This is a genomic window from Gluconobacter sp. R75690 (assembly GCF_015244525.1).
Lineage (GTDB): Bacteria > Pseudomonadota > Alphaproteobacteria > Acetobacterales > Acetobacteraceae > Gluconobacter > Gluconobacter potus.
Map to the genome: position 1 here is coordinate 101,323 of NZ_JABCQB010000009.1, position 13,564 is coordinate 114,886.

The 13,564-nt window shown below is 63.0% G+C and carries 9 protein-coding genes; 6 read left to right on the plus strand and 3 right to left on the minus strand.

What is annotated here, in order from left to right:
- Window position 1 precedes the first annotated feature (1 nt).
- Complete coding sequence (locus HKD27_RS11615) at window positions 2-1,117, minus strand: S-(hydroxymethyl)glutathione dehydrogenase/class III alcohol dehydrogenase (RefSeq protein WP_194689602.1); 1,116 nt, start codon at window positions 1,115-1,117, stop codon at window positions 2-4.
- 180 nt (window positions 1,118-1,297) lie between these two features.
- On the opposite strand from HKD27_RS11615, the gene HKD27_RS11620 reads away from it, so the two are divergent.
- The 5 genes from HKD27_RS11620 (at window position 1,298) to HKD27_RS11640 (ending at window position 5,836) form a co-directional block, all read left to right on the plus strand.
- Window positions 1,298-2,173: a bestrophin family protein gene (locus HKD27_RS11620; protein ID WP_194689601.1), complete on the plus strand. Its 876-nt coding sequence runs from the start codon at window positions 1,298-1,300 to the stop codon at window positions 2,171-2,173.
- Between the two features lie 76 nt (window positions 2,174-2,249).
- Entirely contained in the window at window positions 2,250-2,837 is a 588-nt protein-coding gene (locus HKD27_RS11625; RefSeq protein WP_062496786.1) for a CarD family transcriptional regulator, read from the plus strand.
- A gap of 173 nt (window positions 2,838-3,010) precedes the next feature.
- Window positions 3,011-3,811: an SDR family NAD(P)-dependent oxidoreductase gene (locus HKD27_RS11630; protein WP_194689600.1), complete on the plus strand. Its 801-nt coding sequence runs from the start codon at window positions 3,011-3,013 to the stop codon at window positions 3,809-3,811.
- Between the two features lie 6 nt (window positions 3,812-3,817).
- A complete protein-coding gene (locus HKD27_RS11635; RefSeq protein ID WP_011253527.1) occupies window positions 3,818-4,198 on the plus strand; it encodes a response regulator in 381 nt (126 codons plus the stop codon).
- A 9-nt stretch (window positions 4,199-4,207) separates the two neighbouring features.
- Complete coding sequence (locus tag HKD27_RS11640) at window positions 4,208-5,836, plus strand: tetratricopeptide repeat protein (protein WP_194689599.1); 1,629 nt, start codon at window positions 4,208-4,210, stop codon at window positions 5,834-5,836.
- 3 nt (window positions 5,837-5,839) lie between these two features.
- Here the strand turns inward: HKD27_RS11640 and HKD27_RS11645 are convergent, their stop codons facing one another.
- Window positions 5,840-9,985: a translocation/assembly module TamB domain-containing protein gene (locus HKD27_RS11645; protein WP_194689598.1), complete on the minus strand. Its 4,146-nt coding sequence runs from the start codon at window positions 9,983-9,985 to the stop codon at window positions 5,840-5,842.
- Window positions 9,985-12,150, minus strand: a complete 2,166-nt coding sequence (locus HKD27_RS11650; protein WP_228518486.1) for an autotransporter assembly complex family protein — start codon at window positions 12,148-12,150, stop codon at window positions 9,985-9,987. Before HKD27_RS11650 ends, HKD27_RS11645 begins: the two co-directional genes overlap by 1 nt.
- Window positions 12,151-12,455: 305 nt before the next feature.
- Here HKD27_RS11650 and HKD27_RS11655 point away from each other — a divergent pair, with 305 nt between their 5' ends.
- Window positions 12,456-13,412, plus strand: coding sequence for a 1-acyl-sn-glycerol-3-phosphate acyltransferase (locus HKD27_RS11655; protein WP_194689596.1), 957 nt, complete (start codon window positions 12,456-12,458; stop codon window positions 13,410-13,412).
- Window positions 13,413-13,564 lie beyond the last annotated feature (152 nt).

Here is a 13,564-nt window from a genome sequence, read left to right on the forward strand (position 1 = left end):
CTCAGTACTCCACGACAGTACGGATGCTCTCACCGCGGCTCATCATGTCGAAGCCCAGATTGATGTCCGCGAGCTTGAGCTTGTGGGTGATGAGATCGTCGATATCGATCCGGCCTTCCATGTACCAGTCCACGATCTTCGGCACGTCCGTCCGCCCGCGCGCGCCACCGAATGCCGAGCCGATCCAGCGGCGTCCCGTCACGAGCTGGAACGGACGTGTGCTGATTTCCTGTCCCGCCCCGGCCACACCGATGACACAGGACACGCCCCAGCCACGATGCGCGCTCTCCAGCGCCTGACGCATCAGGGTCGGATTGCCGACACACTCGAATGTGTAGTCCAGGCCACCACCAGTCATCTCGATCAGATGCCCGACGAGATCCCCGTCCGGCCCCAGGTCCTTCGGGTTCACGAAATCCGTCATGCCGAACTTGCGGGCAATCGCCTCGCGCTCGGGATTGATGTCGATGCCGATGATCCGGTTGGCGCCGACCATCTTTGCGCCCTGAATGACGTTGAGGCCGATGCCACCCAGCCCGAACACCGCAACGGTCGATCCCGGCTCAACCTTGGCGGTGAACAGCACGGCGCCAATGCCGGTCGTCACGCCGCAGCCGATATAGCAGACCTTATCGAACGGCGCGTCGGAGCGGATCTTCGCCAGTGCGATTTCCGGCAGAACCGTAAAATTCGCGAAGGTCGAGCAGCCCATATAGTGATGGATCGGCTGACCTTTATAAGAGAAGCGGGATGTGCCATCCGGCATCACGCCCTTGCCCTGCGTGCTGCGGATGGCCGTACACAGATTGGTCTTGCGCGACAGGCAGGACGGACATTCCCGACACTCCGGCGTATAGAGCGGAATGACGTGATCGCCGGGCTTGAGATGCTTGACCCCGGCCCCGACTTCCCGGACGATGCCCGCACCCTCATGCCCGAGAATGGCCGGAAACAGCCCTTCAGGGTCCTGACCCGAGAGCGTGTACTTGTCGGTATGGCACAGCCCGGTCGCCATGATCTCGACCAGCACTTCTCCGTCGCGGGGGCCTTCAAGCTGAACCGTGTCGATTTCCAGCGGTCTGCCGGCTTCAAACGCAATGGCGGCGGTCACGTCCATAACATCACTCTCCTCTGAAACGGTCCGGACAGGGTGTCGTATTAAACGGCATGGCGGCAAGAGGCCGCTGCAAAAGAAAGTAAAGTGACAGACACCCTTTGGTGTTGGCCGGAGACTGACTTCGCCGCTACGCTCGTCCGCAATGTCCCAGCATATCCCGTCATCCGAGGAGACAGCCGTTTGATCGTCAACCGTCCACATGGACTGGCCATTCTTTTCCGGGAATCCCTTCCCCCCCTGATCATCCTGACCCTGTGGGACTTCGTCGTGGTCGTCCTGTTCCAGATCTTTCACCAGGACTGGATGGAGCAGCCGGCACTTCCGATTTCCCTGATGGGCTCGGCGCTCGCGATCTTTCTGAGCATGCGCAACAACGCCGCCTATAACCGCTGGTGGGAAGGCCGGACCCTGTGGGGCGCGATCACCAACAACTGCCGCTCCTTCGGCCGTGAAGCCGCGACCCTTCTGGGCGGACGTCCGGATCTGGCCCGCGCCATGGCCGCCTATCCGCATGTCCTGCGCGCGGCGCTGAGGGGCGATCCGCCCAACGAGGACACCAGGAGACTGCTGACGCCTGAGATGTACGAGAAGGTCTTTTCCTGCTCGAACACGGCCAACATGCTGCTCTACCAGATCGGCCTGGGGGTACGGGACGAAGTCGAACGCAAGGGAATCGACGGCGCGGTGCATGGCACCGTGGACCGCATCCTGTCCGACATCGCCAACGCACAGGGCGGCCTGGAGCGGATCAGGAACACCCCGCTTCCCGCGCAGTATTCCCTCCTGCCCGAGATCGCGACGCATCTGTTCTGCATCATCCTGCCGCTCTCGGCCGTACAGACGCTTGGCTGGATCACGCCACTGGGCTCCAGCATCATCGGCATGCTGTTCCAGATGCTCGACCGCAGCGGACGCGACCTTCAGGAGCCGTTCACGAAGAGCGTCCACGCCCTGCCCATGCTGACCATGGCCCGCACGATCGAGCGCGATCTCCTGCAACCGATCGGGGATATCCCGCCCGATCCCATCCAGGCCATACACGGCGTTCAGCCCTGACGGACACAGGAGCCCCGGGCTGCCCCCTTGCGATCAGACAAGACAGCAGGGGGTTTTTCTGCTATAAGCCAAGGCTATGAACACGTTCAAAAGCCCCCAGAAGGGCGGCATGACCGATGAAATGGCTCGTGTCGCAGCCAACAACACTGCCCGTCAGACCGATCCGGAACACGATGCGGACCCGTTCCGCGAAGGTGACTCCATTGTCTACGCCGCGCATGGCGTCGGACGCGTGGACAAGATCGGCATGGTCGATGTCGCCGATACCGTTATCGAGATGATCCAGATCTCGTTCCCCGGCAACCAGATGACACTGCGCATCCCGCTGGCCAAGGCCCGCAAGGCCGGCCTGCGCAAGATCGTCACGCGCGACATCGTTGACAAGGCGATGACCGTCATCAAGGGCAAGCCGCATGTCAGCAAGGGCATGTGGGCCCGCCGCGCCGTCGCCTATCAGGAAAAGATCAACTCCGGTGATCTGATCCAGATCGCCGAGGTTCTGCGTGACCTGCGCCGCAATGTCGACAGCCTCGATGGCAGCTTCTCCGAACGCAAGCTGTTCGAAGCCGCGCAGGAGCGTTTCGTGGCCGAGGTCGCCGTTCTCGAAAACGTTGATCCCGCACAGGTTCTCGAAAACCTGACCAAGACCATGAAGGCCGCCTGAAGCGCGGTCAGGAGCGCAGTTTGAAAAGGCTGCGCTTCTCCAATATGAATCAGGCTGTGGTTTTCTTCGCATCCCGGACGGGGTCTCTCGCGTTGGCGACACGAGAGATCTTTTCCGTGAGGCGTTTTCAGTCACGGTTTCAAACCTGCATTCACAAGGAGAGGTGAGGCCAGATGCCTGCCCCTTACAAAGACCGTTTCGCCGGCAAGAAAGTCCTCGTCACCGGGGCGTCCCAGGGAATTGGCGAGGCCACCGCGCTTCGTTTTGCCGAAGAAGGCGCGCAGGTCGCCCTCAACGGCCGCAAGGAAGACAAGCTGATCGCCGTCCGCGAGAAGCTGCCCAAGGTCTCCGGCGGAGAGCACCCGATCGCGACGGGTGACATTTCCAAAGAAGATGACGTCAAGCGTCTGGTCGCCGAGAGCATCAAGGACATGGGCGGTCTCGACGTTCTGGTCTGCAATGCGGGCTATCAGATCCCCTCCCCGTCAGAAGACATCAAGCTCGAAGATTTTGAAGGCGTGATGGCCGTCAACGTCACGGGCGTGATGCTGCCGTGCCGCGAGGTCCTGCGCTACTGGCTGGAAAACGGCATCAAGGGCACGATCATCGTGAACTCCTCCGTTCACCAGATCATCCCCAAGCCGCATTATCTGGGCTATTCCGCGTCCAAGGGTGCCGTTGGCAACATCGTCCGCACACTGGCACTGGAATATGCCAGCCGCGGCATCCGGGTGAATGCCGTGGCGCCCGGCGCCATCGTGACGCCGATCAACATGTCCTGGATCAACGATCCCGAACAGTACAAGGCCGTCTCAAGCCACATCCCGATGAAGCGCCCTGGCGAAAGCCGCGAAATCGCGGATGCCATCACTTTCCTTGCCGCCGAGGACAGCACCTACATCACGGGTCAGACCCTGTATGTCGATGGTGGCCTGACGCTCTATGGCGATTTCGAAAACAACTGGTCCTCGTAACTCTTTATGGCCCCTTCCCTTACCGTTCTGCTGATCGAGGATGATTTCCTCATCCGGACCTGCCTGGCGGAGTTCCTGCTCGACAGCGGCCTGACGGTCAGGGAAGCGGACAACTGTGCCGAAGCCCGCGCCATCATCGGCGCGGAGCCGAAGCTCGATGCCCTCGTGGCGGACATGACCCTCCCGGACGGGGATGGCATGACCCTTGTCCAGCCGGCCCGTGAACGCTGGCCCGATCTTCCGGTCATCTATATCAGCGGCCATGGCGACCTGCGGCGTGACGAGACCTCCGGTGATCCCGCGCGGGACCGTTTCATCTCGAAGCCTTATACGCTAGCAAGCATTCTGGAGGCCCTTCTGGAAATGACATCGGCGGCCTCGGACTAGGAGATCCGCATGTCTGCCAGTCTGGACAGACCAGCCCCTGAAGATCCGGCCCCAGCGACCGAAAACGACCAGGCCAGCCCCTCCGCTCGCCTGACCTGGGCACAGCATGCCCTCGCCCGTAAAGACGCCGAAGAAGCGCTGGCCATCGCGGGCGCCTCCACGGACGATACGACTGAAATCCCGGCCTTGCATTATGTCCGGGCGCGCGCACTGTTTCACCTTTACCGCTACGCCGAATGCGCGGAAGAGCTTGAAAAAGCCAGTGCCAATGTCGGCCCGCATGCCATTGCGCTGCTGCTGGACGAAGCCGTTTCCATGCGGCGGCGGGACGATCTGCTGCCGCTGCTGGAAATCTGCCGCAGGCGCAAACCCGATGATGCCCGGCTGATGGATGCCGAAGCGACGGTTCTGATCCAGCTTGCACGCTTCGACGAGGCGGAACTCCTTCTGCGCCGGAGTCTGCGCCACCGTCCCGGCAACCGCGGCACGCTCAACCTGCTCGCCCTTCTCCTGACGGAAACCGGCCGTTTCGAGGATGCACTCGCAGTCATGCACGATCTGCGCGAGAGCGATCCGCAGGACTGGGAACCGATCTGCAACATGGCCTGCATCCTCAGCAGCCTCGGGCGGATGGAAGAAGCAGCCAATCTGTACCGGCAGGCGGTTCCCATGGCGCCCAAAGACCCGCGCCTGCGTCTGAACCATTCCATCACCATGCTCAAGAGCGGACGCATGGCGCAGGGCTGGGTGGAGCATGAATGGCGCTTCGGGCTGCCGGGCCATACCAGCATGCCGCTGGACCGGCTCCTACCCAACATTTCCCCATCGCTCGACCTTAAGGGCAAGCGCGTCCTCGTCACGCAGGAGGAGGGGTTGGGCGATACGCTCATGTATCTGCGCTACATCCCGCCCCTCGCCCGGACAGGCGCCATCGTCCACATCTGGGGCACCGAGACACTGGCGGCGATCTGCGAACGTGTCGCTGGGGTTGCGGAAGTGCAGTTTGGCGGCGAAACGCCGGAATACGACTATCACTGCCCGTTCATCAGCCTGCCCCGCGCCTTTTCCGGCACGCCCGACGCGATGGGCGCCCCTGTGCCCTATCTCAGCGCGGATCGCCGGAAAGCCGAGACATGGCGCCAGCGCCTTCAGGACGATCGCAAGTTCAGGATCGGCCTCGTCTGGGCTGGGGCCGCGCGTCCCGAGGATACGGCGGCCCTGATGGTGGATCGCCAGCGTTCCATGCCGCTTTCCGCACTTGCATCTCTGGCCGGCATCGAGGGCGCAAGTTTCTATTCCCTGCAAAAGGATCGCCCGGCCGAACAGATCCCGGATTTTCCTGGCGAACTGATCAATCTCATGCCCGAATGTCACACGATGGACGACACGGCGGCGCTGATGGTGAACCTCGACATCATCGTCTCGGTCGATACGTCAGCCGTTCATCTGGCAGGCGGCCTGGGCAAGCCTGTCATCATGATGGACCGCGTCAATAACTGCTGGCGCTGGCTGCATGGGCGTGAGGATACGCCTTGGTATCCGCAGATGACGATCGTCCGTCAGACCCGTTTCGGGGACTGGTCGGACGTCGTGGAGCGCGTGAAACGGCGCCTCGAAGACGCCGTTTCCGCCCACTAAAGCTCAGTAGCTGTAGCCGTAGGACAGGCCGATGCTCGATCCCGGATCGTTTTCCGGCGTCGTAAAGCCCGTGACCTGACCGCCCGTGCCGACCGTCGTGTTGAACTTCAGCCGCTTCGTCAGGTCGATCTGGACCTGTGCCTGCGTGCCGGAGCCGGATGTCGCCTGCTTGGCGCCGACATAGACGCCCTTCATGACGTATTTCCCGGCCTCGACACTGGTGCCGCCATTGTCCACGCCGCTGCCACCGCCTACGGCCAGACGGTCCAGCCCCAGGAGGTTGCGAACCTTGCTCAGCGGATCGAAGGCCGAGCCACCCGCAAGCTGCACCACGGCCGCACCAAGTTCAGCAAGCTGCGTCGTGGAGAGCGAATGACTGTCGGTGCCGAACAGCAGGATGGACAGGACCTGATCGCGCGGCAGGCTTGGCGTGGAAGCGAAGTCGATCTTCGGCGCGCTGGCATAGCCCGTCACCAGAAGGCTCGCGAGTGTCCCGCTGGCGTTGCGATCGGCGCGGAAATCCAGCGTCGGATCAAGCTTGTGGTTCACGCCCGAGCCATTGAACGCCACACGCCCGTTGGTGAAGTTGAGGTTGATGCCGCCCAGATTGAAATTGCCCCGCTTGAGATCAAAGCCACCGCTGACCGCAGGTTCCGCGCTTGTCCCGCGCACGCGCAGACGGCCCTGCATTTCCGCGAAGACGCCATGACCGCGCACGAAGAACTCGCCCGGCGAAATCACATCCACGCCCAGCCCGATGATCAGGCTCGAGCTGGAACTGGACGGCGGTTTCTGCCCCGGACGGATAACATCGAGCTGCGGGACGGAGGCCGGCATGGAGTCCGGAATGTTGATCGTGGCGTTGGGAATATTGACTTTCCCGTCCACATCCAGCCGCGTCGTGGCCTGCCCGTGGATATGCAGATCGGTGTTGATCGTCGCGGTCAGCAGGTCGCTTGAAACCGGCCGGGCTTTTTCGGACGTGATGTGCAGATCAACCGGAAGATCAGGCCGGAAGGCTCCGACTGTTCCTTCCAGCACGATCGTTCCCGGCCCCGCATGGGCAACGATATGATTGACGGCGATGCTATCCCCCGACGCGACAAGCGCGCCATCGATGTGATTAAGATGCACGCCCTGGGCGTAGTGATCGAAGGAGGCATTTTCCAGCGTCACCTGACCCGTTGCCCGCGGCTGCGCGGCCGTTCCGGCGACATTGAGGTTGATGCCGACCTTGCCAGCCACTCCCATGCCACTGGCGCCCAGGACGGCATTGCCCACGGACAGGTCAACATGCCCCGTGGTCGCAAGCGCCATCGCACCCGTGCTGGAAAGCGGCGCTGTGCCCCGTACGGCCAGCGCGACGGACGGACCGGCGCCCAGAGTCGCATCAACCTTCGCGGAGCTGCCGGCGAGACCCACATTGGCCAGGATCTGCGCGGCCGGAAGGGACGCCGCAGGCCCGGTCCGCATCCGCAGGTCACGCCCGGTCAGCGAGACAGTGCCCGTCGGCGCGGCCAGCGTTCCACCGAGTTTGGCATTAAGCGAAATCGCGCCCGTGGCCGACAGATCGGGCGCGAAAGGTTTGGCGATTGCAGGCGTGATGTGATCCAGACGCGCCGTGAGCGAGAGCGCCGGTTTCAGCGTTCCCGCCACATCGATCGTTGCAGGCGCGACACCCTGCGGGGCCACCGTCGCCAGAAGATGATCCACACCCATCGTCTTGCCGAAGGATACCACCGCAGGCCTGCTCAGACGCAGGCTCTCGCCCTTGGCCAGAGCCGTCAATTGCCCGAGGCGCACCGTCTTTTCGGGCACGTTCAGCACAAGTGCGGTGTCGATATTGGCCGGGGCATCCATCACGTTCTGGAAGGCTGCGTTCAGCGCAATGGCCATCGCGGTCTGCGGGCCCTTGATCGTGGCATGGGCCTTGCCCGTCATGGCCTGATAGCGCATCCCGGCCAGATCCAGCACCAGCGCGGGTTCGGGTGCGTCGATCGGATTGGTGATGGTGCCGCTGACCTTCAGGGACTGGACGGCGGCCTGCGCCATCGACAGCATCCCGTCGAGCCCGAGCTTTACCACAGGCGGAGCGCCTTCGGCTTCCGTCGTGTGCAGGCCCAGCGCCAGATGACCTGAAATCGCCTGCCCGATCAGACGCTGGAAATCGCCCAGATTGCGGATCGAGACGTCCAGATCCCCGAGCGGAACTTTTGCCCCCTTGGGCAGACGTAGCTTGCCCTTCCCGGTCAGGCTGTTCCAGCCCAGCGTGTTGAGATCCAGATGATACGCGCCCGCATCATCCTGCTGAAGCACCGTATCGAGCACGAGTGGCGCGTGATCCAGGGTGCCTTTGGCCGTCAGCGTCCCATCCGGATGGGAGGGCAGATGCTGGAAGTCCGCGTGCAGTTCCACGGGCCCTTTCGCGACTTCTTTTGTGCCAAAATCCCCCTTCAGGTCGGCCTTGACCGCGAGATCATCCGTCGGGCCATCGGCCGTGGCGGTCAGCGTCGTATTGCCGAGAATGGCAGGGCTGGCCTTTGCGAGATCGGGCAACTGGACGGAGGCTTTCGTCTGCATCCGGTTGCCATGCGCCATATCGATGACGGACGATACCAGCATGTGCAGGGCCGCGCCATCCAGTCCGAAGCTTTTCAGCGTCAGGACATTGGCGGGCGATTTCGTCAGATCCAGCGAGAACGTGCCCGTCTTGCCGATCAGGTTCACGGCCTGTGCCTGACCGCCCGTGATCGCGAGCGTCCCCGTGCTTTTCAGCGTCAGATCGTCCTGCTTCGTGACGGGCATGGCGAAATCGGCATGCAGCCCGGCGCTCCCCTTGAGGTCCGTGCTGCCCATCGCCGCCAGCGGATGCAGATCCGGCAGATCAAGATCCAGATGCCCTTTCGCAGCCGGCTTCAGATCCGCCGTCGCCGTGGCATGAAGCAGCGGATGATCCAGCTTCGCCACGATCGGCGCGGACGGTGCCAGCGGGTGTGCCAGAACATCCAGCGTCAGGGGAGCTGCGGCCAGAAGCGTGGGCTGGGAGCCCGGGATTCTCAGTCCGTCCAGAGAAGCGGTCAGATGGCCCGTCGCATCATCAGGCTGATCGCTCTCGACGCCCTCGAACTGCGCGTGCAGATGCCCGATCCCGGCACCCACCGCCGTCAGCGAGTCGATATCCAGAACACCCTGCCCGTTCGGCGCCGTCAGCGGCCCATGTAGATCCGTATCGAGCGCGATGGCATTCCACGCGATCCCGGGGCGCAGCGTCATGGAAGGCGCGTTGGCCTTCACATGCAGGTCCCCGACACGCGTCAGCTGGTTCATCGTACCAGTGGCCGAAGCCTTGATGGGGCCTGCGCCCAGGCCGAAATCCAGCACGGACGCCGTACGTGGCCCGTTGAGGTTCAGGTGCAGATCCAGCGGGTCAAGTTGCGGCATCTGGCCCAGCGTCGTGGCAAAACCGTTGTCGCCTTCCTGAAACCGGATCCCGACTGCAATGCGCTTCTTCGGCGTCTGGACGTTCAGCGTCAGACTGCCCGGCTGATCGAGCCGTTTCAGGGCCAGCGCCACATCCATGACCGGCAGCGTCTTCACCGTCACGCCATCCAGAAACGGCGCGATGCTGTGGATATGGGCGTGACCGTCCAGCGAGAAAGCCGTCGGCGTGACGGTATAGTCCGGCCCGATTTCCAGCCGCCCGACATGCAGCGATGCCAGATCGACACGCAGATGCAGCTTCGAGGGTGCCGTGCTGGTCGTCGTGGGCTTTGCAGGCGTCGTTTCCGGACCGGAGACCATCTTGCGCAGGACGGCGACCCGCGAGGCGCTCAGATTGGTGATCTTCGCATCCAGATGCAGCAGGGACAGCGGCGACCAGCGCAAGTCGGCATTATCCAGCTCGATCCAGGGGCCTTTCGTATCCTTGATGAGCAGTTTCGCCACCGCCAGATGATGCGGCAGGAAGCCCGAAAGTCCGGAAATTTCGACCATGCCACCCGTCAGCGGGCCGATCTTGCGCTCGATCAGGCGCTGGCCGGGCGAGATGTTGATCCCGACCAGAACGCCCGTAACTGCCACGGCCACAAGCCCCACGGGCACGATGACCAGACCGGCTGCGACACGGAGAAGAATCCTGCGAACACGCATCAGAACGTCTCCCCGAGGCCGAAATACAGTTCCCATTTATCGCCGTAAGCCGGACGGTTCATCGGCAGCGCCACATCCACGCGGATCGGGCCGATCGGCGTGAAATAGCGCACGCCACCACCATAACCGACCCGCAGCGTGCCCTGCCCCGGCCGTGAACCCGTGCCCACCTGACCGGCATCCACAAACCCGGCGAAACCCAGATTCATCGGCAGGCGCTGGCGGAACTCGACACTGCCTGCATCCATGGACGTGCCGCCGATGCCGTATTTCGTCTTGCCGTATTGCGGCCCGACACCCTGATAGCGGAACCCGCGCACGGTCGCCGGGCCACCGGCATAGAGCCGCTGATCGGGCGGGATCTGGTAGGTGGACGCACCCTGCACCGAGCCTACGATGCCACGCACGGCAATCACACTGCGTCCAGGGCGGGAAATGCCCAGATGCTTCAGATCGAAATAGGTCGAGACCTGCGCCGACAGCAGCGTGAAAAACGACGATCCGCTCTCAAGCGATTCAGAGGGCGTCACCGAAAGCGAAGCGCGGACGCCATGCGTCGCCGGGTCGATCGGGTTGGAAAGCTGGGTGTTGTCGAATGTGGCGTTCAGAGGGGCGGCGATAATGAAGTAGCTTCGCGTATCGCCGAACTGCTGGATCTGTTCCTGCTCCCCCATCACGCCGCCCGAGACGTTCCAGTATTTTCCGACATGCCGGTTCAGCCCCGCGCGGCCGATGATGGCGGTCTGATGATAGGAATAAAGAAGCTGGCGGATGCCTTCGAGACGCACGCTCAGGTTCTGCCCCTTGGACAGGAAGTCCGGCTTCATGAAATCCGCGTAGACGTCATAACCCAGCCCCTGCTGGGCGGAGCCGCCAAGCCCCGTGATCAGGGCGGTCAGGCGCAGCTGCTCGGCATTGCCCAGCAGGTTGTGATGCGTCCAGCTCACACCGACACGCCCGCCCAGATCGGTCGAATATCCGATTTCGGCAGACAGGGTCCGCCGCTTGGCTTCCTTGAACCCGAATTCGATCGGCATGGCCTGCAGGATGCCCGGCATGAGAGTGCGCGAGGGCGGAAGGGTAATGATCGGCGGAGCATTACGGACCTGAACGGACGCGAAGACGCCTGTGCTAGCCAGATCCTGCCGCGCGGCCTCGATCCGGGAGGGGCGGTAAAGCTCGCCTTCCTTCAGTTCCAGCCGGTTCATGAGATAGCGCTGTTTGGTATGCGCCAGCCCCGTCATACTGATGGGGCCGATCACGACCTTTGGTCCGCGGTTCACCCGGAACACGATATCCAGCTTATGCGTCTGAGGCTTCAGATAGGCCAGAGGGCTCGAGACACTCGCCGTAGCGTAGCCTTCTTCCTGAAGCTGGTTGAGCAGGCTGTTCTGTGCGGCCAGAACGTCCGCCGCCACGGCAGGCTGCCCTGAAGACAGGCCGAATGCCTTGCGCTCTTCGGGCAGAAGGATGACCGGCTGGGCCTGTGCGATCGCCTGCTCCGAGGTCGCCGCCACCGCCGCAGCGGGCGGCGGGGTCGGGACGGATTTTCCGTCAGAGGACGCTTTCCCCGATGATGTTTTAGCAGCCACCTTTGCCGCCGGTGCCTTGGCGGTCGGGTCCTTCATGGCAGGCGCCGTCGCCGTGGGAGTCGTTGGCGTGGGTGCTGGAACGGATGCGGCGGGGGCTTCCTGTGGCGGCGTGGTCAGCGCCACGTTTCCCAGACTGAACCTCGGTCCGATCGTGGCCGAAATCGTGATCGCGACCTTCTGGTTTTTGCCGAGCGCCTTGAGAATATCCGGCAGGGACGGATCCTTGCCATCCACGGTCCGTGCGCCCGCCTTGACGCTGATCTTCACCGAGCCCGCATAATATCCCTGCGATTCAAGGGCGCTGTTGACGCGATCATAATCGCTGCGGATCCGCCCGGCGAGTGCATAGGCCCCGACGGTGTGGGACGTCTGAAGGGATTTGAGCTGCGAGGATGCGGCGATCGCTGCGTCCAGATCCGCCTGTTTCGTCGGCGTCAGCGTTACGGCATAGGGAATGGCAGGATCGGACGTGCCATCCGTCACCGGCTTTGCGTTTGCCGCCGCTTTCGACGCCTTCGCTTCCGCCGGCAAGGGCGCGCAGAACACCGTCACGATGCCCAGAATGCAGGACATCGAAGCAACTGACACAGAAAAAGAAACGGGGCTGCGGCCTGACTTCACCGTGCGTCCTGAAATCCGTCTTGAGGGCATTTCCGGCCTTGGGAAAACCGGAACACGAGAGCGCAGACCGAACAAGGCGGCTGCTACCATCCGAGGAACCTTGCACGGCGCTCCCTGTCAAGTCCTCCCGGACAGGAGCGGTCCGGAAAACTGCCCTGCACCGGCGGCACCCGACAGACAACCCGAGAGGCAGGCCGATAAACAAGCCAACAAACAAGATTGTGTCCCCCCCGCGAAAACCGTATCACTCAGCACCCATGTCCCATCGTGATGCCAAGACCCCGAACGGCCGGCGCGGTCACAACCGTCCTGTCCTGGAGGGAAATCCCGACTTTCCGGCCTCCCAGCCGACAACGTCGACCACCCTGTACAGCCGCCTGCGCTGCATCAGGCGGCTGTCGCTTGTCCTGATCTGGGCATTCTGGGTGTGCTGCATCCAGGCCATCCTCATCCGTCTTCCCGGACGCCTGAAGATCTTGATGCCGCAGTTGCTCTGGAAAGGCGTGTGCCTGATCATGGGAATCAGGACCACCGTCATCGGCCAGAGCGCTGGCGGCGTGCGGAGTGCAAAGGATGTCCGCAGCGGGCAGCGTCCGGTCGTGTTCGTGGCCAATCACTGCTCCTGGCTCGACATCATCATCATCGGCAGCGCCCTGCCCGGCGTGTTCGTCGCCAAGGGCGAAGTCGGGAAATGGCCTCTCATCGGCACGGCCTCGCGACTGGGCCGGACGATTTTCGTCAGCCGCAACCGTCAGGACACCGGCCGCGAACTGCAGGACATGGCGGCACGCCTGTGGGACGGAGACGACATCGTCCTGTTTCCGGAAGGCACATCCTCCGACGGCTCGCGGGTCCTTCCGTTCCTGTCATCGTTCTTTGCCGTCGCAAAACCCGGCCGGCTGGAACAGGCTGGGCTTCCCAAGGCCCCTCCGGTCCTGATCCAGCCCGTCTCAGTGGTCTATGACCGCCTTGAAGGCCTGCCGGTCGGGCGCAGCCGTCGGAATGTCTTTTCATGGTACGGGGACATGGACCTTGCCCCCCATCTCTGGTCGTTCGGGCAATGGCGTTCGATGGGCGCCTCGCTGATGCTACATGATCCCATCAATCCCGAGGATTACCGCTCCCGCAAGGAACTCGCGCGCGCCACGTTCAAGGTCGTCAATGACGGCGCGGCAGAACTCCGGCGCGGCCAGACAGACACGGCCCGGTCCTGAAATCTGCGCGAAACCGGGCCCTGTCATCATGTTTGTCTTGACTTGAAGCCTGCCCACACGCCACTTTCGGATCATGACACGGCGGTAATCCAGCCTGCGTGTCCGGAGGTGGTGATACCCATTCAGGCCCGTCTGACAATCCGTCGGCCCGT

Bases quoted from the DNA above. Each gene is read 5' to 3' on its own strand.
- HKD27_RS11635 (WP_011253527.1), top strand. From the start codon at position 3,818: ATGGCCCCTTCCCTTACCGTTCTGCTGATCGAGGATGATTTCCTCATC.
- HKD27_RS11650 (WP_228518486.1), bottom strand. From the start codon at position 12,150: ATGTCCTGCATTCTGGGCATCGTGACGGTGTTCTGCGCGCCCTTGCCG.
- HKD27_RS11640 (WP_194689599.1), top strand. From the start codon at position 4,208: ATGTCTGCCAGTCTGGACAGACCAGCCCCTGAAGATCCGGCCCCAGCG.
- HKD27_RS11630 (WP_194689600.1), top strand. From the start codon at position 3,011: ATGCCTGCCCCTTACAAAGACCGTTTCGCCGGCAAGAAAGTCCTCGTC.
- HKD27_RS11615 (WP_194689602.1), bottom strand. From the start codon at position 1,117: ATGGACGTGACCGCCGCCATTGCGTTTGAAGCCGGCAGACCGCTGGAA.
- HKD27_RS11645 (WP_194689598.1), bottom strand. From the start codon at position 9,985: ATGCGTGTTCGCAGGATTCTTCTCCGTGTCGCAGCCGGTCTGGTCATC.
- HKD27_RS11655 (WP_194689596.1), top strand. From the start codon at position 12,456: ATGTCCCATCGTGATGCCAAGACCCCGAACGGCCGGCGCGGTCACAAC.
- HKD27_RS11625 (WP_062496786.1), top strand. From the start codon at position 2,250: ATGAACACGTTCAAAAGCCCCCAGAAGGGCGGCATGACCGATGAAATG.